Genomic DNA, 23,135 nt, shown 5'->3' on the forward strand with positions numbered 1-23,135 from the left:
AAGTTAAAAGCGAGGTTATAGACTGATTTAATTAATAAAAATTTATACTGCTGGTTGAAAAGCAAAAAAATAACTTTTTTTGAGCCAAACTAAAAATAAAAAAACGAGCTTAACTAGCCCGTTTTTATTAATTGCTACAAAATTAAATACTCGGTTTTGCCGCTAAATGACAATCAACTGGCCACTTATTGCCCCAGCTTCTTTAAGTGCCTCTAAAATAGCCATTAAATCCCCCGGCGCCGCGCCAACTTCATTAATTGCTCGCACCAAATCATCTAAACTGACTCCAGGATTAAATACAAAGGCCCGCGAGTCATCTCGAGAAACATCTATAATGCTTTGTGTTGTGACCGTCGTATCGCCCGTTGCAAGAGGGTTTGGTTGAGAGACATCTTGGTTTTCTGCAATTGTGACCGTTAAACCACCATGAGTAATCGCAGCGGGTTGTAATTTAACATCTTTACCAATCACAATAGTGCCAGTTCGTGAGTTAACTAAAATTTTGGCTGACGTATCTGCCGGTTTAAACTCAAGATTTTCAAGGGTTGATAAATACGCAACTCGCTGCGATACATCCCTAGGTGCAATAACCCGAACCGATGCTGCATCTTGTGCACTAGCTGAATTAGGGCCAACCAAATTATTGATGGTTTCGGCTAATCGTTTTGCAGTGGTAAAATCTGGGCGATGCAAATTGAAAGTAATAAAATCACCTTGTGAGAACGGGTTTGGCACAGCTCGCTCAACAGTTGCACCATTTGGCACTCTACCAACGGTTGGCGTATTAACTAAAATTCGACTGCCATCTCCACCTTCAGCTCCTAAACCACTGACAATAAGACTACCTTGAGCAATCGCATAGACATTACCATCAATCCCTTTTAAAAAAGTTTGTAACAATGTACCGCCACGTAAACTGCCCGCACTGCCGATAGATGACACTGTGACATCTATTGTTTGCCCAGGTTTTATAAAAGGGGGTAATTTTGCATGCACCGCGACGGCTGCAACATTTTTAATTTTAGGTTTTAAATTATCAGGTAATGCAATACCAAAACCACTTAACATAGCTTTAAAGGTTTGTTCGGTAAATCGGCTTTGCTCACCGGTACCAGGCAAACCTACCACTAAACCATAACCGACCAATTGATTGTCTCGCACCCCTTCAACCATTGAAACATCTTTGATGCGCTCAGCAACACTCGCGGTGCTAAAGAGTAATAAAAATAGCGCGATTGAGCATAGAAAATTTTTCATTTAACTTCCCCTTAAAAAGGAAATAATGCACTCATAAAAAAGCGCGACAACCAACCACTGCTTTGAGCATCTTGAAGATCCCCTTTACCAGAATACTGAATACGGGCATTCGCGATACGATTTGATTCCACAGTATTATCGGCAGCAACATCAGATGCACGAACAACCCCCTCTAAACGAATAAACTCTTCACCCGTATTTAGCGTGAGCCACTTTTCGCCTCGGATCATTAAATTACCATTGGGTAAAACACGCATCACATTAACTGAAATATTACCGCTTAAGCTGTTAGATTGATTGGACTTTGCATCCCCTTTGTATGAGGAATCGGACTTGAGCCCCAACTCAATACTTTGACCACCAATATTAACGTTTTTGCCACCAAGGCCAACGAGTGGGTTTAAAGCAATATCAGTCGCTTTGCCGCTTTCGGTTTTGGCACTTTTAGATGCTTGAGTTGACTCATTAAGCATGACGGTAATGATATCGCCAACACGAACCGCTTTTTTATCGCTGTATAAATCGTTTGAATTATAAGCATCAAATAAGGAACCGGTTTGCACCATAGGTTCTGTTTCAGCTTCTGCTGGAATAGGGGTAAAATAAGGATCATCGACAATAACATTGCGATTGCCAGTCGACACACAGCCAACTGAGAGAAAAATAGCACACAAACTAATTAGAGTATTTTTCATGACCCTCTCCTACTGCTTAAAGTTGTTGATTAATGAAGTTCAACATCTGATCAACTGATGAAATTACTTTTGAGTTCATTTCATAAATACGTTGGGTTTCAATCAAGTTCACTAATTCTTCGGTGGTATTTACATTCGATGTTTCAAGCGCACCTTGTACAATGACACCTAAGCCATCGGCACCGGGGTTACCCTGAATGGGCGCACCACTTACCGCTGTTTCGGTAAATAAATTTTGCCCCATCGGCTCAAGACCTGATGGATTAATAAAATCCGAAATCGTGAGCTGTCCAATGACCACGTTATCGGCCTGACCACGAACACGCACCGATACTTCACCGTCTTGTGAAATAGTAAGTGACTGCGCATCATTAGGAACATTCATTTCAGGCTGTACAGGAAAACCAGCACCCGATGTCACCACTCGGCCATCACCATCAGTAGTAAATTGGCCAGCACGTGAATACGCTAAACTACCGTCGGGTAATAACACCTCAAAAAAACCTTGACCTTGGATCATCCAATCCATCGAGTTATCTGTGGTGATCATATTGCCTTGAGAAAAGTTTTTTTGCGTGGCGACTACTTTAGTACCCGCACCGAGCATTAACCCGGAAGGCATTTCGGTGTCTTGTGACGAGCGACCACCTGGTTGATTAATATTTTGATAAAGCAAATCTTCAAATACTGCGCGGCTCTTTTTATAGCCAACAGTACTCGCATTCGCTAAGTTATTTGAAATAACCGAAATATCAGTTTGTTGGGCGTCAAGCCCGGTTTTACTAATCCACAATGCCGGATGCATAATTTATTCTCCGTCAACTACTAAATAATTCGTAATAAAGAAGCCTGACTTTCGTCCATCTTCTCTGCTGTTTTCATCATCTTGACTTGTAATTCGAACTGGCGCTGATGCGCTATCATGCCAACCATTTCATCAACTGGGTTAACATTCGACATTTCTAACGCGCCACTTATTACCTGCACTTCTAAATTGGTGTCACAAAAGTCACATTGATCTTTAAAGGTCGATTTATCTTTTGGACGAAACAGACCATCTAAGCCTTTTTCGAGTAAATTTTGATTTTGTGGTACGACAACTTTTAAGCGCTCCACATCTTCTAAAAAGCTAGCAGGCGCGCCTTGTGGCCGGACTTGAATAGTGCCATCGGTGCTGATTTGAACTTTTTCAAGCGGCACCGGCAGGATAATCGGACCACCTTCGCCAATCACAGCTTCGCCTTTAGCGGTGAGTAATTGCCCTGTGCTGGTGATCTGTAAATTGCCACCACGAGTAAAGGCTTCTTCACCGTTTTGATCTTGAACGACCAACCATCCGCCGCCACTGACAGCAACATCAAGATTGCGCCCTGTGGTTGATAAAGCGCCCATTGCCATTTTAGAACCAGGTCGCTCTTCCATTGCAAAAACGCGCGTTGGTAAGCCTTCGCCAAATGCTTGCATCGAACGGGCTTGCTCAAAATCAGACTTAAATCCAACGGTTTTTGCGTTAGCCAAATTATTGGCATTGACCGCAACTCCGAGTAAATTTTGTTTTGCGCCGCTCATGGAGATATAAAGCAATTTATCCATTTCAATACGCCAAAAATTTGATACTTAGTCTATCAAAGCAATATTAATGCCAAAAAAAATGGCCATCATAAGATGGCCATTTTTAATGCAAAAACTGATTATCGGATCTGCAGGATGTTTTGTGATATTTGGTTATTTACTTCAAGCGCACGAGAGTTGGCTTGGAAATTACGCTGCGCAGCAATTAAGTCAACCAGCTCACCGGTTAAGTTGACGTTCGCTTGCTCGAGCGTACCTGAACGAATTGAACCAAATGTACCTGAGTCTGGCTCACCCGCTAACGCTTCACCCGATTCACGACTCGGGGTCCAAGAGGTATTTCCGATTTGGGTTAAACCTTGCTCATTAGGAAAACGCGCTAAAGCTACTTTACTAATTGCTTGTGCATCACCATTTGAATATTTAGCTTCAATTAAACCATCACCACCAATTGAAATCCCCGTTAAACGACCAACGGTTTGGCCATCTTGACTAAGCGCAGTAATTTCAAACGCTGATGAGAACTGCGTTAAATTACTCATATTGATATTAAATTGTTGATCCGGATTCGCGCCGTTTGTTACCACACTTGCGCCATCATATGGGGCTGTTGGTGGCGGTGTAATAGTTACGTTAAGCGGCGTACCTAGCGGCTCTGTTTTTGGCACCGGAAAAGTTGAAGCAACGGGAGAACCCGATGAATCAAACTGTAATAACATGCCGGTATGAGACGTTGGATCGCCCACCGGATCGCCGGTTGAGAATGTCCGAGCATCAGGCGCACCACCAGATAATAGATCGTTACCTAGATCAACCTTTTTCTGCACTCCAGCATCATCGGTTACTGTCGAAAACATCACCCATGAATTAGCATTTGTTGCGTCATTCGGATCGGCTGGTAACGCATCAAAACCAGAGCCTGGTACCGTCGCAGCCGCATTAGTCGTGGTAGGATCGGCCACTTTGACATAATAAAATGAAGCAATACGGCTATTACCTAACGAATCATAAATAACCGTTGAAGTTGATGCTGTGTATGTTGTGGTATCAAGTGGATTAAATTTATAAGGATCTAACGCTTTAGCATTGGAGTCTAAATTAAAGCTCATATCCACCGCACCAGTTGCCGATGGTGAACCTGCACTATCTGGAATTTGAATTGGTGCCGTTGTACTTAAACTAACCGATTTAACCGAGCCATCTTCATTTACAGGTAAACCTTGTAAAAAATCACCACCTGCGGTCACTAAGCGATTATCAGCATCGAGTTTAAATGCACCACTTCGAGTATAGGTAAAATCACGACTCAGTGGACTATCTGTGGTGACAAAAAAACCATTACCGTTAATTGCCATATCTAAAGCGTTAGAGGTAAAGAGTAAACTGCCTTGATGAAATTGTTGTGCTACAACCTGAGTTAAAACACCTTCACCATTTTGCGTTTTAGCATTTGAAAATAAGGAGGTCGAGAATACATCCGCAAACTCTGCTCTTGATTCCTTAAAACCATAAGTATTGACGTTCGCAATATTATTTGCGGTTACATCAAGATCTTTTTGCGCAGCTTTTAAGCCACTTAATGCGATATTGAATGACATAATTAACCTACCCTATTAACTTACTTCTAAAACGTCTTGGAATTTAACACTGCCAAGGCCATTAAAATTGAGGACTAAGCCTGTACCATTTTGTCCCATACTCACACTGTCAACTCGAGAGCGTGCTTGTACCGATAGTTCAACATGTCTGGCTTTTAATACACCGTTTTCGTCTGGTACGTTTTGCATTAAACCTACCGCACGAATTTTATACATTCCTTCAGGAACAACATTTCCCTGAGAATCCTTACCATCCCAAGCAAACTCAATATTGCCACCATTTGAAGCAGGTAACGGAATTTCACCCACCACAATGCCACGCTCATCTTCAATACGGACTTTGATATCTGAGGCTGGTCCTTCTAAAGGAATACGGCCTGTAATTGGTTCACCTGGGGTATTTTGCACATAATGCGTATCTATTAAGACGTTACGACCAACTAAACTCGATGCCTGTAACGCTTGGTTTGAAGTCATAGAAACGGCAAATTGATCAAACTTAGTGGCCATATTGCTGACACCTTCAGCAATAGACATATTGGTCATTTGCGCCATCATGGCTTCATTGTCTGTTGGGTTCATCGGATCTTGCATTGATAGTTGTTTTGTCATCAGCGTAAAAAAATCCGATTGTGAAAGTTCATTCGCCTCTTCAGCTGTTTGAATTTTCTCGTCTTTAGTGCTTCTTAAACTATCGACAAAACTACTACTTTGTGACCCATTGATAGGATTAAACATTGCAAACTCCTATTAGCGTTGACCAAGCATTATTGTTTTACTTAACATACTTTTTGCCGCATCAGCTAATTGTACGTTCGTTTGATATGCTCGAGAGGCCGAAATCATATTCGCCATTTCCTCAACCACATTGACATTAGATTTGTAAATAAAACCATCTTTATCTGCCATTGGGTGAGTTGGATTAAATTCAATTTGAAGTGGCTTATCACTTTCAACAATGCCTAGTACTTTCACTCCCACAGATTCCCCTTGTTGGGAAGCGGCAGCTTTTGTCAACTCAGCGGCAAAAACTGGATGTCTTGCTCGATAGGTTTGATCAATACTAGAGCTCACACTATTAGCATTAGACATATTACTTGCCGTGGTATTTAAGCGCACCGACTGTGCACTCATTCCCGTTGCTGATATATCAAATACGTTAAATAAACTCATAATTAAGCTCCTTGACTACCTAAGGCTTTTTTCAAGCCCTGAATTTTACCAGTCATGAATCTGAGACTTGCCTGATACTCTATTGAGTTTTGTACATACAAGTTTCGTTCCACTTGTACATCAACAGAGTTACCATCGCCGGTATCTGGCTGATTTGGATTACGAAATTGACTAATTGAATCTATTGAAGAAGTATTGATACTAAAATGCTTTTCATGAGTACGGCTCAATTGACTACTCTGGGCAGATTTGGCACTTTTAAGCGCTTGTGCAAAATCGATGTCTTTTGCTTTATATCCAGGAGTGTCTGCATTGGCGATATTACTCGCTAATACTTCAGCACGCTGCACTCTGGCTAACATCGCATTGGGATGGATCCCAAATGCTTTATCAAAACTGATAGCCATAACTTTCTCCAATAAATTGACTTAGAAAAAGCAATGCAAATGATAGGCCAACTCAAAAGAGTTGGCCTAAAAATGAAGATTTTGAAGAGGAATTAAGTGCGTTTTTGGTAAATTATACCTGGATTACAACGGATCATTTCAAATTCGTTGCTTAAACCAGTCATCGATTCTGAAGCACCTAAAAATAAATAACCTTTAGGATTTAGCGATTGGGCAAACTGAGCAATTATCTTGGCTTTTACATCAGGAGCAAAATAAATCAATACGTTGCGACAAAAAATAATGTCGAACTTACCAAGCAACGCATATGAATCAAGTAAGTTGAGATGGCGAAAACTAACATTTTTACGAACACTGTCATTCACCTTCGCCATGCCACGCTCACTATTTTGAAAAAACTTAGTGCGACGTTCAGCCGATAATCCCCTCGCTAACGCCAAAGAATCATATTCTGCATTTTTACACAAATCCAGCATGGTATTTGAAATATCTGTACCTATAATTTGTGCACCTTGCGATAATGCACCCGGTTTTTGGGCTTGATATTCTGCTACCGTCATCGCTATCGAATAAGGTTCTTGCCCAGAAGAACTTGCCGCAGACCAAATTTTTATTGGCCGACGTAAATCTTTAAGTTCTGGGAATAGTTTTGTCTTTAATAATTCAAATGGATATTGATCGCGAAACCATAATGTCTCATTGGTAGTCATGGCATCAACCACTGCGGCACGTAATTGCCGTTCCCGTGGACTTAAGGTTTTATTGACAAGTTCAGACAAAGATTCCACTTCAAAGCGAGTCATTAAAGGCCCTAAACGACTTTTAACTAAATAGAGTTTATTGTCGCCAAGCACAATACCACATTGCTGCTCCAAAAAAGTGCGAAACTTATCATATTCACTTTGTTCTAGATGTTTATTACTCAAACGAATTCACCTGCATTAATTAGTCGCAATGGACCCATTTCTTGACCGCGGTTGCTAATTCATCAGGATTAAATTTAGCAATAAAGTCATCCGCGCCTACCTTTTCGATCATCGCCTGATTAAATACTCCACTTAAAGAAGTATGCAGAATCACATGTAAAGGAGCGAGCTTAGGATCCGCTTTAATTTCGGCTGTTAATGTATAACCATCCATTTCAGGCATTTCAACATCAGAAATTAATAGCGCTACACGCTCAGTGATATCATGTTTACAATCTTGAGCTGCTATTTCACGTAAACGAATTAATGCTTCTTTACCATTTTTTGCCAGCTCAGTCTGCACACCCAAAGGCTCTAAAGCGCGCTTAACCTGATTTCGAGCAACAGCAGAATCATCAGCAATAAATACAATACGCTCGCCTAAATCCCGTTTCATTTCGCCATCATCTAAAATTGCGGCGTTTACTTCGGTATTAACTGGGCAAATTTCATTAAGAATTTTTTCAACATCGAGTATTTCAACCAGCTCTTTTTCTATTTCAGTCACAGCAGTCAGATAAGAATAACGGCCAGAACCAGAAGGAGGTGGCATTATTGCCTCCCAATTCATATTGACGATTCGCTCGACTGAACCTACAAGAAACCCTTGAACAGAACGATTGTACTCAGCAATAATTACAAAACTGTTTTTTACATCTTCAATGCGTGGGCCGCCAACCGCCAGAGATAAGTCAATAACCGAAATGGTTTGACCACGTATATGAGCGACACCACGAATGAAATGGTTTGATTTTGGTAGAGCAGTCAAATTTGGGCATTGAAGAACTTCGCGGACTTTAAAAACATTAATACCAAAACGTTGGCGACCTCTTAATCTAAATAACAATAGTTCCAATCTATTTTGTCCAACCAGCTGCGTGCGCTGGTTAACCGAGTCTAAAACTCCCGCCATTTTAATCTCCTCGACAAAAACAAAACTTACGGAATGGTTTTTGCTTAATGTTAGTTATAGTACAGCAAGCGCCTGAAAATTGACGCAAAATATTTATACCCTGTTTTCAACCTAAAGCATAGTCGAAACCATATGAGTTTGTTTAAAAATAACTGTTCGAAAATAGTTTTAATTGCATTAACGTTACTATTGTCTACAAAAGCAACAAATGCAAAAACTTATAGCAGCACTGAGTTGCAAAACCTTGCCATCGAGTTTATCTCAAGTCAGCAAGAACCACTGACGAATGGCGAGCGTAATTTTAGTGCCTCAAAACTGGACGATCGCATTGATGAACGCCACTGTGAGTCTGAACTTGAAATCAGTAGTGCAAATGCCAATTACAGTAATCGGCAGACCACAGTACAAATTAAGTGTTTAGATGAAATAAAGTGGTTGCAGTATGTTCAAGTGCGAACCACCGAGCTTGCCGAAATAGTGATTACCCAAAATCCCATTGCAAAAGGCCAGTTAATTACTGCGCAAGATATTGTTACAGAAATGCGCCCAACTCATTTAGTTCGCAATCAAAATATTGATGATATCAAGATGCTCATAGGCAGCAGAGCAACTCGCTCAATCAGAGCCGGAAACCCAATAAACTTGAATCAAATTTGTATGATTTGCAAAGGTGACAAAGTCACTATTTACGCAAAACAACCTAATTTAGTGATAAAAACTAATGGTGAAGCGCTCGAGAATGGTTTGTTAGGCGAAAACATTAGTGTGCAAAATAGTAAATCTGGCAAAAAAATTCAGGCGCAAGTAATGAATACTAATGACGTGATAGTGAACCTATAGCATTGAAATAAAATAACTTTACGTGTTATTTTTAGCTTTAATTATTATTCCTATTAACCACAAGATCCACTATGATGTAAAAGTGCTTAATAAACTAAATTTATGCTAAAGTATTCCAGCACGTGGCCGATACTAAAGTACTAGCTTTAATAGGTTTGGGAAAGATCATGGTAAATCAAGTAAATAGCAGAAATTCGCATAATGTCACTTATGCTGACAACAAACAGCAAACTGTCAGTAGTGATAAAAGTAATGCGGCATCATTACCACAAAGCCCAACAGCGGCTAAAACTCCGGCAGATTCAGTCGTGATCACAGCTCAGGCTCAGCAAATTAAAAACTTGCAAGTAAAAGCTGAAAGCACGCCTGGTTTTGACACTAAAAAAATGCACGAGTTGAAAAAAGCAATTAGTGAAGGCAGCTACCAAATAGATGCTGAGAAACTAGCTAAAAATATCGCAAACTTCGAGTTTAATTTATATGGTTGATAGTTATGCCGATCACAGTGTAGTTACAGCCATTCTTTTGCAACAAAAAGAGAACATGCTCGCGCTTGAGAATGAACTCAATGCTGAAATTGCAGCCATTAGTACACGTGATGCAGATAAACTAACCGAAAGTGCCAATGCAAAATTAATGCTGTTGGAAAAAATTCAGAAGAAAGATAAACAATTGCAATCGTGCTCTTTAGCACAAATGACAATAGAATCTGAAGATATTGCAGCGCTTGTTGAAGAAATAAAAACCTTACTTAGTCATTGCCAACAACAAAATGAAATCAATGCACATGCAGCACACCAAACCAGCATTGCAGTGAATAAAGTGAAAGACATTTTGCTTGGTGCAAATAAGGTACTCACTTATGGCAAAAAAGGTGCTGCAGAAGGCGGCTCATTGCTCGGAAAAGGAATTAAAGCTTAGCTTTTTTTGCACATAAATAAATTATAAAAGCTAAGCAATATATGATGTTAGTAATACGTCACTTTTTTAACACTTCTTGGTTTCACTTCCCCAATATACAAATCGTATACTAGCTTCATATCAAGCTCTAACTCTGTGGCATAAGTATCGCCAACTGCATAAGACTTCACGACCTTTGCACCTCGAACAACCCCATTAACTTGCGCATTTAATGAATCATTACTCGCGACCATCGCGCGCACTGAGGTGCTGGCTGTAATTTTTTGGCCATATACCTGCTCTGCAAGTTCTCGATAGGCCTCTAGTTTTGATGCTTTAATAGCCAAAATAGATTTTTGCTGCTCACTTTTACCTGGCTGCAAACTAATCGGTGCATATCCAACCGCTTTCAAAACAGGGAAAGAGTCAGGTTGTTGATAAGCGTATTCAATATGTTTATCAAATAGTTGCGCACAACCAGATAGACTTATCATCACACTTGTTAAAATAGCAATTCGTTTCATCATGATTCACTTATTGAAAATACTTAGTAAACTTTATGCACAATACATGCCCAAAATAACAAAACAAAATTCATGGTACATAAATTGCTTTTACCCGATAAGTACATAATTTAAGGGCTGTTCAATGAGTAAATATCTTCTCGCACTGCTATTTTTTTCGTGCGCAAGCCTAAATGCGCAGTGGTATGAGTCAACAGGCCAAGCACAAATACGCGATGGCGATACTAAAAGCGCTAAATCACGTGCTACTGAAGATGCCATAAAACAGGCGCTTGTCTATGCTGGTGCATCCGTTTCAAGCATACAAAGCGTTGCTGATGGCGTTATCATGCAAGATCAGCTAAAAGTGCGCTCTCACGGTGAAATAAACAATATTGAAATGATTGATGAAACCTATTCTGCTGATTATGTTTCAGTCACCTTAAGGCTTGATATTTTTGCCCAAGACAAACAATGTTTTGCATCGGAATTTAAAAAATCCGTCGCAATTACTCAAACCCAATTTAATAATAGAGAGCATGCGCTTGAAGGCCAAATTTTTGACATCAACAAAGCCTTTAGCGAACGCTTATACCAAACCATTAAAAATAACGAACAAGCACTCTCACCTAGGGCCTATTTCAAAAAAGCAATACGGGTCAACAATTACTTTACCGAACAACTACAACTCGATCCGCGTATGATTGAGCAGATAGCCGATACCACCAACAGTCAATATGTGTTGTTATCGCAAATCTCTGATACCTCTATGGGCGAACAACAAAACTCCAAACTACTCTTTTGGCAAGATAGACAATTCGAGCGCTTTTTTTCCATCGAATTTATTTTAATGAACGCCCTGACCCATGAGTTAGTTTGGCAACAAGATTATCAAACCAGTGGGGTTTGGCGTTTTGACAAAACCGCCCGTCCAGATGTATTTAGCAATAAATTTTGGCGCTCAGAATTCGGCTCTGCCATTGACCAACTGACTCGCCAAATAAGCTTAGAGCTTCGAGATACACTGAGCTGCTTGCCATTACAAGGACAAATAAGAAACATTACCGACAATACTATAGTTATCAATTTAGGCTCAGAACAAGGGGTCAAAAAAGGTCAAAGCTTCGCCATTGCATATAAATCAAATATTCTCGATACCAACGGACAATCAAGACCTTACATAATCGAAAGCAATAACAAAGTAAGAATTGAACAAGTATTTCAGCACTCAGCAATAGCGAGTAGTATTTCTGATGAATTACTTGCCAATATTCAGCGAAGTGACTTGGTGCTCTTAATTGAATGGCAAGAGCCTGAGTTATAAGCAGATTAACTACTACTTCATTTAAATTTGGGAAACGACTCAAATTACTTAAAGTATTAGATGAAAAAATATGATAACAACAAGATTCAATCTAATAAATCGATTCAAAAAATCAATACAATCAATTATGCAAAAATAAACATTTAGGGCACACTACAATTCATCAACGCATTTGAGAGATTAAACCATGTTACAAGATAAAACAGGCCAACATATTCCAACAGTGACTTTTCCATTTCGTAAAGACGATCAATGGCACGCCATTACGACAGAAGAAATCTTTAAAGGCAAGAATGTAATTGTTTTCTCATTGCCAGGTGCGTTTACACCCACCTGTTCTTCAACCCATTTACCTCGTTACAATGAACTTGCGCCGATTTTTAAAGCAAACGGCATTGATAGTATTATTTGCATGTCGGTCAACGATACCTTTGTTATGAATGCATGGGTCAAAGATCAAGAAGCCGACAACATCGACGTTATTCCTGATGGCGCAGGATTATTCACTGAAGCCATGGGCATGTTGGTTGATAAAAGTGACATTGGTTTTGGCAAACGTAGCTGGCGTTATTCGATGTTAGTAAAAGATGGCGTGATTGATAAAATGTTTATTGAGCCTGATTTACCAGGCGATCCATTTGAAGTATCTGATGCCGATACCATGCTCAATTATATCAACCCAAATCAAGAGCCGTGTAAAGCAATCACATTAATTACCAAACCAACATGTCCTTATTGCCATAAAGCTAAGTTATTGTTAACTGAAAACAATATGCCATTTGAAGAAATTGTTTTAGGAAAAGATGCCTCGCTAACCAGTTTAAAAGCGCTATCTGGGCGCCAAACTGTACCGCAGGTATTTATCGATGGCGTGCACATTGGTGGCTCAGACGATTTAGCCGAATTTTTAGCCCGCTAACAACTCGTTAATTTCATAAAGCTGTATTTGATAAGCAAAACCTTCGGGTTTTGCTTTTTTTATGGTTTTTAAAAAGTAAGCGTCAAAAAACTGGTAGCCCCTACAGGAATCGAACCTGTAATTGCCCCTTAGGAGGGGGCCGTTATATCCATTTAACTAAGAGGCCTTAGTAACCCTGTGTAATTTAACAAATTTTTTAATTAGCGCCTAGTGATAATTTTGCCTTTTAAACACCGCAAAAACCATCTCACTTTTCAATCAAAAAACAGTCAATTTATTGTCATCACGCACGAATAAAATAAAAAATAAAGCATTATAAATCAAAAAGATACGAACAAAAATAAATTCATAATTCACAACACTTCGGAACACCATTTGCAATATCAAGGTATCGAATGAAAAAGATCTTTTAGATCATAATGTTAATGGTGAATTATGAAAGTTTCAGCCTTTACACTAACAACGGCACTCACGGTTATGCCATCCATGATTGCGGCATCAACGTTTACGAGTATTCTCAGAGTCAGAACAGTATCACCTATCTACACTCATCAAATACAAGAACTTAATTTTGACGATGCCCTTTTAAGTGCTCGTGGTCATTGTGAAATAGAAGTTTCACTAAAAAATACCACCACTAAAATGAATAGCATTGATGATATAGATATAAAACCCTCTTTGAATTCAGATATTTGTAAACCTGATGCTGCGTTAACACCTGCTATATTCAAATTACACGGCCTATCACAAGCCAATATTAATATTCAACTCGTACCCACTTACCAAAACAAGTGGAAATTTGAGCCTCGTGGTATCAGCAGTACCAGCCAGCATTCAAATTCACAATCAAATTTAATTACCAAGTTTTCTATCGAAGGTGAAACCACCTTATATGTAGGAGGAGCACTTACAATAAACAGCGACGAGCGACTTAGGCCATCAGTCGATAATTATTCAGAGTACACAGTCAATATTATTTACTAGTACATAATTTTTACTGGTCTAAAATTTGCATATTTTAAAAGAACCCAATCTAGTTTGGGTTTATTTTCTTGGTATTGAGGCGCACAAAAATGAAAAAATCACTGATTGCATTGTCGGTATTGCTAACGGGCTGTAGTAATTTGCTTTCTCAGTTAAAGTTACCAGATTTACCCGAAACAACACGACTGTGTTTAACACCAAAAGGGGTGTATCACAAATGTGGTAGTGATCAAGCACTGAGTAGTTATACTAATAAGCGCCGTAAAATTTATACTGATACAACAAATGAAGGTTCTGGAAATGGTTCCACAAATGGTAGCGAAACATTTAGTGTAAAACACCATGTAAAATTAGAAGAATACATAGAGCAAATGGTAATGGAAATGCAAATGACCATTAGCGCTCATCAAGTTCGATATCCAATTGCAGTTGCCTCGTTTGTCGAACTCGATACCGATTTAAACATTACCAATCAGCTTGGCCAAGAATTATCCGAATCATTTATTACAGAATTAATGAAAGCTAACTTCCCATTAGCAGAACACCGTGCTACTGGTGAGATTTTAATGACACAAGATGGTGATTTTGTATTATCACGCGACCCTCACCAAGTAAAAGAAGAGCAAAAAATTGGCTATGTTTTGTCAGGTACCTTAACTAAACGTCGTGATGGTATTTTAGTGAATGCTCGAATTGTCGGTTTAAAAACTAATACCATTTTAGCGGCTTCGTCACAGCTTATTCCTAAAATAATTTTGACCGGTTATTAATATCCAGATTGAATGAACTAAGATAAAAAGTTAAATGTTATTGAAAATAATTTAACGTTAAAAACTAAAAAGCCCTGCTTAAAACAGGGCTTTTTAGTAAAAATTAGTTACTTAGTTACTTAGTTACTTCTATGTATTTATACTTAATATCATAATCTATACTGTAATTTGAGCTATGATTTAATGGACCAAAAAATTCAAGCTCCCCTCCCATCTCAATATCAACAATACCAGAAGTGCCTACCATAAATTGAACTGGTACATCATAAACTAGCTGATACTCTTTGAAATCAGATCTAGCGACTCCCTTGGGATTAAATTGAATTAATCCATTCGGAGTTCTTGTTGATTTAAATTCAACCTCTATTAATTTATTTGGCTCAGCAGTAAGTTTAAAAACACCTTTACTTCCTTTATAACTAGAGCAAATATTTCTTTTACCATCCCCGCTCATTGTTTCTGTAGCACTATCAAAATTACAGCTTCCAGCTCTAATATTAACAGTATCAAAATCAACATTAGAGATTTTTTGTAAGATAATATCTCTATTTTCCGCTGTAGCATTTAAAGATATAAATAAAGCAGCAATCATAAGACTTTTAAAACAGCGTTCAGAATTTTTCATAATATACACCACAATATAATTTAATTTACTTTATTAATGTTTTTAACATTCTTCAGGCTACGCACCCAACCATTTAGCCCAACGTTAGTTTCCAATGCAGCTAATGCTTCTTGTTTATTGCTATAAAGACCAATAAACAAGATGATATTCTTTTGATTCTCACCGGTGTAATAATCAAAATCTGCTGGTAGTTTTTTATAGATTTCTTTAGCTTGTTCTAGGCTTTTTACAGCAGCAACCTGTATTGAGAAATAATTATCATACTCAATTTGACTAATCTTGGGATTATTTACCACCTTAGCTAGGTTACTTTTTACCTTCGTTACAAATGAATCTACATTTTGTTCTAATCGTAATTGCTGACTGCTTACTGCTGCTTCATCATAACTACTAAATCCAATGGCAAGTAACTTGAAAAAATTATCAAGGCTAACAACTTGCAATTTTAAGTTTGGTATTTTTCTACTCAATTTATTCAAATCATCCTGAGCATTAGCCTCATTTTCATAAGAACCAAACTGTAAACCCCAGTCATTATTAACTTTCACAGGTACATTCACCTCAGCAATAACATCAGCAGGGATAGTCTCTATTTCATTTTGTTCTATTGAGGGAGCTGTGCTTTCAATTTCTGAAATTACATCAGAACCATTAATTTTTGTTTCAATAAAACTATTTTCAGCTTTAACTTGTGTGAAATTATTTTTAACAACTGTAGCGGACTTCAACTGTACAGGTTTTCTTTTAAAGGTAGATTCTTTAAATATTTTTTTGTCTGCTTTAACAAATATGCCTTTTCCGGCTGTTGTTTGTTCAATCGCAGGATCATAGTTTTCAGTGTTAAATTCTACTTTTTTAACTGCATCAATAGCTACATCATTATTTCTTGCATACACATAAAAAGGCTCAACTTCAACAAACCCCCCTTGAGGCGGTGTCGATAATTCAAAAACCCCTGGTTGACTTTTAAGTCCACGGGCATCTAAGAAAGCAAGGTCTATACGTATATGATAATTACCCGCATTAACATTAGTAAATTCATAATAACCATCATGGCTAGTAATAGTTTTACCTATCAATTTTTGATTATGATCAACTAGTTGAATCTCGACATCTTTAATTGCATCACCAGAATCGTTAATCCCTGAATATAAAAAGCCTATAACATCTGTTTTTATTGTAAAAGGAATATTAGCTTTAATATAACCACCATTGTGGGTATATAAGCTATAACTCGATACGCTTGGTGAGACTCCACGTTTCCAGGCACCAGAGAAGTTAACTACTTTATTGCTAGGCACACCTTGCATTACAACTCGGCCTGTAGAGCCTGTTTTGCGCCCTTTCCAACTTTGATAAGGCCCAAATTCTACGCCCTCTAAGGCTAAATCATTTTCATCGAGAATATTATTGGAGTTTCGATCTAAATAGGCAGTTAAATCGAGAGTTCCACCGCCAAAGAGCCCTCCATTTGCTATTTGTAACTCATTATTAATATGGTCATACCCTAGTGAGAAGTTAACACCTAAACCTATCGACCAATTATGTTCAGAGTCAAATTGAGCTAATGCTGACACATTAAATAATTCAAATGATTTAGTAACACTGCTGGTTACTTCCCACTCATCAGTCCACTCTTTCAAAAGTGGATTGTTCTCATCTAGATAACGAAAATACTCTGCTCTACCATTCATGCTATAGCCATTTTCAAAATCTTTATTAAAATTAATCCTAGTGCTTGTTAAATCAAATGTATCTTCATATTTATAACTTGTTTCCATATTAATTCGACCACCAGCAGCATGGGTTGAAAACCCAAAGCTACCTCTGTAATAGTCCTTTTTATTTTCAACAGGTACATACTCAAGGTTATTATAAAAATTCATATCAAATGTATTCCACGATACTCTAGCATTCACTCTATTTAAGCGAGTTCCCTCTGAAGTATTAATTGCTCCTGCACCTAGGCTGTAGCCAAGCGGGAAAATAAAATCACTGTACCCATTTATATTTGCACTTAATGAGTGAGTATCAAAATCTCTTGATAAATTTCCAGTTTCTATATTTCGTTTAAAATAATTATATCTAAAGCCATAGTTATAACTTTCATTAATTTGACCTAATCCCTCTACTGAAGCATTAATATCTTTATTATTATCAATTGATAATTCATTATTAACGATTAAATCTGTAAAAGTGCTTTGTAACTTTAAAGTTAACTCCTTATCAAACGGATCTGTATCTCGGTTACGCTGTGCAGCTAAGCCTATCCCCAGCTGATAATCATCACTAATACCATAATCCCAAGCGTAATATAAATTATCAGGTGAGTAACCATTTACACCACCATGTAATAAAAAACTATTATTATCAACAAAACCACCTTTAAATCGATTTTCACCTGGTTTGAGCCAACTGCCTGATATTTTGATCGTTTCTATTCTTTCCTCAGATTCACCATATGGGCCAAAAAGCTTTACTTTAAAAGTATTAACTCCATATTCTGTGACAACATCTTCAAATCGATATGTACCATTTTCTGATACTTTTTGCTGAGCGATAAAATAACTACCACTATAAAGCTCAGCCTCCCATCCAGGCACGGCTTGACCTTCAATGACAGTTTTACCAAAATCACGGCTATAGTTTTTATTATCACTTCGAAAAGTCACCCCCACACCATAACCGCTAGCATTAACCCCAGTACTAGCCATACTAATATCACCAAACTCATAATTGGTTATACCAAATGGAAGTTTTTCGTCTGGAGAATCTGGTGCACCAAAAAAACGAAGATTTCCCCTTAAGTCTGAATCTTTACCTTTACCTAAGCTTAAAATTGCGGAATGAAATAAAAGATCGCTACTTAAATTAATACCCGTTGAATAATTTAGATTATTTTTATTGGATGAAAAAACAGAAAATCCGACATTACCAGACGGTGGAGTGATCAGATGATAATGATCTAATAGCACTTCTTGGCTTTTAAAAAATGCAGGCTCTTTATTGCTAATCCTCATTTTCTTAATTCGTTTATCTTCTTGGCTTCGATTCATTCTGATTTCAACAGGAAATAAAAACTCTTCTTTTTTTGATGTGATATTAATTTTTAATTTAGAACTATCATATTCAATATTCGAATCGATTAGTAAAGAGAAAAGTTCAAGGCTAAGTAACCGGTCAAAATCACTATCGGCCCAACTCAACAATAAAGTACTAGCAGCTTCAAGATTGGATTGCTGCTTATTAATATCAAGCCAGTAGCTTTTATCTCCAATAACAACATTAAGATAATTATCATTTAATCTTGAGCTATTTTTGATCTCTAAAGCTTCAGCAATAGTAAGAAAAGGGATAAAATACTGCTCTCCAACCTGATAGATCTCAATATTTGTTAATAAAGTCCAATCATTGACTGCTACATCAACTAAAATATATTCATTTTCATCAACAACCACCTTTGTAAAGCTTTCAGCATATACCTTTGCACTAGACAAACTCATGCATACAACAAGCAATACGAGATATTGCTTAAAAAAGCTTACGATAACTTTATTGTCAAACATTTGGCACCTATAAAAAGTCAAGCCCACCTGTAACTAACCTATCAAGCTTCGTGCCAACAAGAAACAGACATAAAAATAGGCTGTTTTATTTAGTGATTTTATAGTTGAAACTTTTATATTTTTTCTAATTGAGGAAGGTAAAGTATTTTGAATGGAATAAATTTAACGGTATTTTCTATAGATGAAATCGTGCAAAAAAGCTTATTAATTACGTATGGCAAGTTAAAAAATCCAGCACAGTCGCCATTCTAAATAACGACTGCGATGGATTAATAATAAAGTATTTAGATTAATGATTTCATTAATTAAAAAGAGAGTTCGAAATCTCAATTGAAGTGTTTATAGCGTTAAATACATTATTACGTTCACTAAACTCAATTAAAACATCTCCCTCCGGTTTCTTATTAAAGGTTAAATTATGAATTTTATAATCAGCAGGGCGATAAACTGTTTCGTTGCGATATTCAGTTAATACTTCTCCAGAGCTTTTATCAATGACTTTAAGGTCACCAATTACTGAGCGCTCACCTGTACGATATTGTTTTAAAGAAATCGTATAACCTTCCCCGCCTTTTCTAGCTGAAATAAACTCCAGTGATGTAGTTGCACTAATATCACCAATGCGAACATGTACAGGTAGGTTATAATTTACCTGAGCACCAACCGTTGGCTGTCCTTTAACTAAGTTTTCATTTTTTTCACTGCATGCTATTTGAAAAAAACTGACATACTCGCCAGGTGTCAAATTAGCCCGATGGCGGTAACCTATTTTTACTTTTTGGTTACTAAGCCCTGCAATGGTTACTGAGCGAGGTGAATAACGTAACAACTTATTGGCAGGCATAAATGCCTCAGCGTCTGAACTTAAGTTAATTAGTTCATTTGAAGGTGAAAAGTTGAAATGGTTTAAATTAAGTAGGCATTCTGCATTTTTAGATTCAGTATTTTTTAACGTAAGTTCTACCGTTTGTGTATTTTGATCGAGTAAAACTCTGTAACGGTCAAATGAAATAGATGCTGCGCCGGCAAATGCTTGCTGGCTATATAACACGGATAATACCGATAGTGCGGGTAGTAATAGTAAAGTTTTTTTCATGTTATCCTCCTAAAAACGTTAAACACACAATGCAAATACTAAGCCAAAAAAGCGTCAATAAATTAACCTTTAACCAAATTAACCGTATTATTTATTACAATTAGTAAACTATGGCTAGAGTGCAATATCTACTCAATAACTAGGATCGTTGAATTAATAGATTAGCAGTGCAGTAGCTAGAGTAAATTAAAGCTCGAGTAAAATTTGAAGAGTGATAATAAGATACATTTAAACAATCCTATAAATCGATCGCTTTGGATGTTTAGTGAATGATTGTGAATTGTAGATAATAGTTTTTATATAAAAATGCCTAACGTAGATAGTTAGGCATTTTTAAACAACTTACATAAGAACTTAAAGGTAAGTTACATTTACAATATAGTTAACTGTATAGGTTGTATCTGGCATTAGGCTCTCATTAATTTTTAATGTTCCACCTATAGCAATCATACCATCACCCGACGCGCTTAATTTAACATCTTCAGCATCAAAGATCTGGATCAAAGTCTTAGCGACTTCATCATAAACAGTTTGAACTGGAACATCATCAACTGTAACACCAGCCTGAACTGCAGCTAAATCTAATGGATCTGCAACATCAGCATAAGCGGCTGCTTTATAAACACCCTCAGGTTGGAATGAACCAACAGTACTACTTGGATCTTTTGCAAAGGTAATTCTAACATTTTGATTTGGAACACCTTTTAAAGAAAAATACCCAGCTGTAGAACTGCCACATGCATTTACGCCTGCTGGTAAAGTACCATATGAAATAGTATCAATTTGAAAATCAGTATTCGTACCAGCCTGAGTCGAAATGTCTATTCTTTGAGGAACCATACACTCATAGCCTGGGGATGCAGCTATTTGACCCAAATTAATCGATTTTTGCTCTGTAGCACCGACTTGATCAACTGTACGTACTTTAAGAATTGCATCTGTTGCCGCATTGACCAATACTGGAGTTGTTAACAACGCAGTGGCAAGCAATGTCGTTGTTGTTAATAATTTCTTCATAATCATGTCTCCTTATTGGTACGTAATATCAATTGAATAGGTCAATTCATAATCTTTACTCGTATCTAATCGTTGTTGGGTTTCTAATGTACCAACAACCACAAGAGTACCAACTGCCTGAGGATGGGGCTGCCCCTGAACAATTGAACGTAAAGTTCCTAAAGCTAACGTATTGCTACTACCTGCGGCTAAATCTTCGTCATCTGCAGGTGTAAAGTCATTTTCAGTAAACGCGTCAACCGCAGCAGGGTAATAATGATAGGTAGGAGTAAACTTCAAAAATTCATCCGCGACTTCATCTATTTTGACTACTACACTTTGATTTCTAAGCCCTGTAATTTTAAAAACTGCAGGAACAATACCAGCTGCATCCATCGAAGTTTGAGCTGCAGCACCAACCACAGTTCCTGAAGCTCCACCACAATCTGTACTGGTAAAATCAGAAGCTGCAACATCAGTATTATCTAATTTATACTCACCCGCTGCTGCGCCGTCTTTTGCATACTTAACCATAAAAGTACAGGTAGCGCCATTTCTAACAGCTAACTCTTTACCAAAATCAAGTGGTTTTTGCTGAATCATGCTCGCTTCTTGCGCTGTTTTAAACGTAACAGTTCCAATATTGTCACCATCAGCAGCGATGCTTGAAAATGAAGCCGCCAACAGACCTACCATGGCTAGCGGCTTCATGTTAATTGGTTTATGTCCCATGTTAAATTCCTCTAATGTTAAAATGAATCAATAAACAGGCAATACATCTTATTTTGCCCCCGCTTAAATTCATTTATTAATGATTTACTCAAGTAATGTATCGGGCTATTCCAAAATATCTTTAGTTTTTTTTCAATAAATAACAAAAAAAAAACTAACCATCTAAATTTTAAAGGATTTATTTATTTTAAACTCTTTAAAATAAGATCATTCAGCAAGATAGTGCGTCAAAAAAACATCGGCATAAATTTTGCTTTTAATCATCAAGAACACATTCTAAGAATTGCCTGATATGATTAAAAAGCAAAATGCATGCCTACTATTTTTTTGTAGCGGATTTTTTTTACAAAGCTGCCAGAGCCCGCAGCAAACCTCACTGCAAAGTGGAGTAGCTTACAATTATTCATTGCAACAATGGCAGTCAATGGCACAAAGTGCGGCAATTATTTACCGAAATGCAGGCTTAACATTAACCGCTGAGCTCAAATTTAAAGATGATCAATGGGGCAAAAAGTATTATTTTGATAAAATTAGCCTAACAGCACCTTTGGATGAATACCGTGTTGATTTACTTAACCCAGATTTGACCAACAAATTTATTTGTAGCTGGCGCTGCGAGCGTATTGATGAACCCCGCTATGATAAATTAATTGGCTATTACACCCATTTTGCTTTTTTTTACCAAGCACTAAAACCTGAGTTACTTTCTTTTTATTCTAATTTGATTGAAACAGAGGATAACTTAATAAATTTAGAGTTCTCAAATGATCAATTAATAATCAAACTTCATAAGTTACAAGAGAACTCCACTTCGTTCGCTACATTCTCTGACTTTGAAGAGTTTGTTGCAAATCAGTTATTTAAACCATCAGGCTATTTTGAAGCTTCAACTCAAAGTACAGTTTTAACAAACAATAATTCGGCGAGTAACGTAATCACTAGCTCTGAAGTGGTGGAAGTATCAACGTTAAACTCGGCCCTAACTCCAACAGCACAAACTCCGGTTACGGTTAAAGTTAATGACTTAATTTGTACTTACCAAGAAAACTATTTTGGCAAAGTACTTGAAATTGATGCTGATGGTAGCAAAGCACTCATTGGAGTCAAAGGCCAAGCTAAGCGTGAACAAGAAGGCGCCATTTTAGATTTAACCGCAGGCTATTTAATAGACCAAGGTGGTCATTTTGAATATGTTGAAATGGATGAGATGAAAGTATTTAGCATTGTAGATATTGCCCATTGCGATGTGATTAAGTAGTAAGGTATACCCTGCTTTTGCTCTTGAAAAAACTATAAAACC

The 23,135-nt window shown here is 37.5% G+C and carries 24 protein-coding genes and 1 tRNA gene; 8 read left to right on the plus strand and 17 right to left on the minus strand.

All coding sequences use genetic code 11. The features are described 5' to 3' along the window. Positions 1 to 162 precede the first annotated feature (162 nt). The 10 genes from PTUN_RS13310 to PTUN_RS13355 all read right to left on the minus strand — a co-directional run bounded on the left by PTUN_RS13310 (position 163) and on the right by PTUN_RS13355 (position 8,580). A complete protein-coding gene (locus PTUN_RS13310; protein WP_009837443.1) occupies positions 163 to 1,257 on the minus strand; it encodes a flagellar basal body P-ring protein FlgI in 1,095 nt (364 codons plus the stop codon). 11 nt (positions 1,258 to 1,268) lie between these two features. After that, a complete protein-coding gene (gene flgH / locus PTUN_RS13315; protein ID WP_009837444.1) occupies positions 1,269 to 1,952 on the minus strand; it encodes a flagellar basal body L-ring protein FlgH in 684 nt (227 codons plus the stop codon). A gap of 16 nt (positions 1,953 to 1,968) precedes the next feature. Next, entirely contained in the window at positions 1,969 to 2,757 is a 789-nt protein-coding gene (gene flgG / locus PTUN_RS13320; protein WP_009837445.1) for a flagellar basal-body rod protein FlgG, read from the minus strand. A gap of 20 nt (positions 2,758 to 2,777) precedes the next feature. Then, on the minus strand, positions 2,778 to 3,545 hold the full coding sequence (locus tag PTUN_RS13325; RefSeq protein ID WP_009837446.1) for a flagellar basal body rod protein FlgF: 768 nt from the start codon (positions 3,543 to 3,545) through the stop codon (positions 2,778 to 2,780). Between the two features lie 98 nt (positions 3,546 to 3,643). Next, positions 3,644 to 5,122, minus strand: a complete 1,479-nt coding sequence (flgE, locus tag PTUN_RS13330; protein WP_009837447.1) for a flagellar hook protein FlgE — start codon at positions 5,120 to 5,122, stop codon at positions 3,644 to 3,646. Positions 5,123 to 5,137: 15 nt separating this feature from the next. Beyond that, positions 5,138 to 5,860, minus strand: a complete 723-nt coding sequence (locus PTUN_RS13335) for a flagellar hook assembly protein FlgD (protein WP_009837448.1) — start codon at positions 5,858 to 5,860, stop codon at positions 5,138 to 5,140. Positions 5,861 to 5,872: 12 nt separating this feature from the next. Further along, on the minus strand, positions 5,873 to 6,295 hold the full coding sequence (gene flgC / locus PTUN_RS13340) for a flagellar basal body rod protein FlgC (protein ID WP_009837449.1): 423 nt from the start codon (positions 6,293 to 6,295) through the stop codon (positions 5,873 to 5,875). A gap of 2 nt (positions 6,296 to 6,297) precedes the next feature. After that, on the minus strand, positions 6,298 to 6,702 hold the full coding sequence (flgB, locus tag PTUN_RS13345; RefSeq protein WP_009837450.1) for a flagellar basal body rod protein FlgB: 405 nt from the start codon (positions 6,700 to 6,702) through the stop codon (positions 6,298 to 6,300). Between the two features lie 92 nt (positions 6,703 to 6,794). Next, complete coding sequence (locus PTUN_RS13350) at positions 6,795 to 7,628, minus strand: CheR family methyltransferase (protein WP_009837451.1); 834 nt, start codon at positions 7,626 to 7,628, stop codon at positions 6,795 to 6,797. 19 nt (positions 7,629 to 7,647) lie between these two features. Beyond that, the gene (locus PTUN_RS13355; protein ID WP_009837452.1) at positions 7,648 to 8,580 is read right to left on the minus strand and encodes a chemotaxis protein; all 933 of its coding nucleotides are present in this window, start codon (positions 8,578 to 8,580) and stop codon (positions 7,648 to 7,650) included. Positions 8,581 to 8,712: 132 nt separating this feature from the next. On the opposite strand from PTUN_RS13355, the gene flgA reads away from it, so the two are divergent. The 3 genes from flgA (at position 8,713) to flgN (ending at position 10,341) form a co-directional block, all read left to right on the plus strand. Next, positions 8,713 to 9,420 (plus strand): flagellar basal body P-ring formation chaperone FlgA, encoded by a 708-nt coding sequence (gene flgA / locus PTUN_RS13360; RefSeq protein WP_009837453.1) that lies wholly within the window; start codon positions 8,713 to 8,715, stop codon positions 9,418 to 9,420. A gap of 167 nt (positions 9,421 to 9,587) precedes the next feature. Beyond that, on the plus strand, positions 9,588 to 9,908 hold the full coding sequence (gene flgM / locus PTUN_RS13365; protein ID WP_009837454.1) for a flagellar biosynthesis anti-sigma factor FlgM: 321 nt from the start codon (positions 9,588 to 9,590) through the stop codon (positions 9,906 to 9,908). Then, a complete protein-coding gene (gene flgN / locus PTUN_RS13370; RefSeq protein WP_009837455.1) occupies positions 9,901 to 10,341 on the plus strand; it encodes a flagellar export chaperone FlgN in 441 nt (146 codons plus the stop codon). Before flgM ends, flgN begins: the two co-directional genes overlap by 8 nt. A 47-nt stretch (positions 10,342 to 10,388) precedes the next feature. On the opposite strand, the gene PTUN_RS13375 is transcribed toward flgN, so the two are convergent. Further along, positions 10,389 to 10,844: an LPP20 family lipoprotein gene (locus tag PTUN_RS13375; protein WP_009837456.1), complete on the minus strand. Its 456-nt coding sequence runs from the start codon at positions 10,842 to 10,844 to the stop codon at positions 10,389 to 10,391. Positions 10,845 to 10,968: 124 nt separating this feature from the next. Between PTUN_RS13375 and PTUN_RS13380 the strand changes: the two genes are divergently transcribed. Both PTUN_RS13380 and PTUN_RS13385 read left to right on the plus strand, forming a co-directional pair. Further along, the gene (locus PTUN_RS13380; RefSeq protein WP_009837457.1) at positions 10,969 to 12,147 is read left to right on the plus strand and encodes a flagella assembly protein FlgT; all 1,179 of its coding nucleotides are present in this window, start codon (positions 10,969 to 10,971) and stop codon (positions 12,145 to 12,147) included. A 187-nt stretch (positions 12,148 to 12,334) separates the two neighbouring features. Further along, on the plus strand, positions 12,335 to 13,066 hold the full coding sequence (locus PTUN_RS13385) for a glutathione peroxidase (protein WP_009837458.1): 732 nt from the start codon (positions 12,335 to 12,337) through the stop codon (positions 13,064 to 13,066). Positions 13,067 to 13,157: 91 nt separating this feature from the next. On the opposite strand, the gene PTUN_RS13390 is transcribed toward PTUN_RS13385, so the two are convergent. Beyond that, a tRNA-Arg gene (locus tag PTUN_RS13390) sits at positions 13,158 to 13,232 on the minus strand. A 269-nt stretch (positions 13,233 to 13,501) separates the two neighbouring features. Between PTUN_RS13390 and PTUN_RS13395 the strand changes: the two genes are divergently transcribed. Then, complete coding sequence (locus PTUN_RS13395; RefSeq protein ID WP_009837460.1) at positions 13,502 to 14,050, plus strand: hypothetical protein; 549 nt, start codon at positions 13,502 to 13,504, stop codon at positions 14,048 to 14,050. An 89-nt stretch (positions 14,051 to 14,139) separates the two neighbouring features. Further along, positions 14,140 to 14,820, plus strand: coding sequence for a FlgO family outer membrane protein (locus tag PTUN_RS13400; RefSeq protein ID WP_009837461.1), 681 nt, complete (start codon positions 14,140 to 14,142; stop codon positions 14,818 to 14,820). 115 nt (positions 14,821 to 14,935) lie between these two features. Here PTUN_RS13400 and PTUN_RS13405 read toward each other — a convergent pair whose 3' ends face one another. The 5 genes from PTUN_RS13405 to PTUN_RS13425 form a co-directional block, all read right to left on the minus strand. Further along, positions 14,936 to 15,445 (minus strand): hypothetical protein, encoded by a 510-nt coding sequence (locus PTUN_RS13405; protein WP_009837462.1) that lies wholly within the window; start codon positions 15,443 to 15,445, stop codon positions 14,936 to 14,938. A 20-nt stretch (positions 15,446 to 15,465) separates the two neighbouring features. Beyond that, a complete protein-coding gene (locus PTUN_RS13410; RefSeq protein ID WP_009837463.1) occupies positions 15,466 to 19,011 on the minus strand; it encodes an SPOR domain-containing protein in 3,546 nt (1,181 codons plus the stop codon). 301 nt (positions 19,012 to 19,312) lie between these two features. Further along, positions 19,313 to 20,107 carry a hypothetical protein gene (locus PTUN_RS13415; protein ID WP_009837464.1) on the minus strand — a complete coding sequence of 265 codons (795 nt, stop codon included), beginning with the start codon at positions 20,105 to 20,107 and terminating at the stop codon, positions 19,313 to 19,315. Positions 20,108 to 20,461: 354 nt separating this feature from the next. Beyond that, the gene (locus PTUN_RS13420; protein WP_040643658.1) at positions 20,462 to 21,124 is read right to left on the minus strand and encodes a hypothetical protein; all 663 of its coding nucleotides are present in this window, start codon (positions 21,122 to 21,124) and stop codon (positions 20,462 to 20,464) included. Between the two features lie 12 nt (positions 21,125 to 21,136). Beyond that, a complete protein-coding gene (locus PTUN_RS13425; protein ID WP_009837466.1) occupies positions 21,137 to 21,835 on the minus strand; it encodes a hypothetical protein in 699 nt (232 codons plus the stop codon). 292 nt (positions 21,836 to 22,127) lie between these two features. On the opposite strand from PTUN_RS13425, the gene PTUN_RS13430 reads away from it, so the two are divergent. Next, positions 22,128 to 23,093: a hypothetical protein gene (locus tag PTUN_RS13430; protein ID WP_009837467.1), complete on the plus strand. Its 966-nt coding sequence runs from the start codon at positions 22,128 to 22,130 to the stop codon at positions 23,091 to 23,093. Positions 23,094 to 23,135 lie beyond the last annotated feature (42 nt).

The organism is Pseudoalteromonas tunicata, assembly GCF_002310815.1.
In the GTDB taxonomy this organism is placed as follows: Bacteria; Pseudomonadota; Gammaproteobacteria; order Enterobacterales; family Alteromonadaceae; genus Pseudoalteromonas; species Pseudoalteromonas tunicata.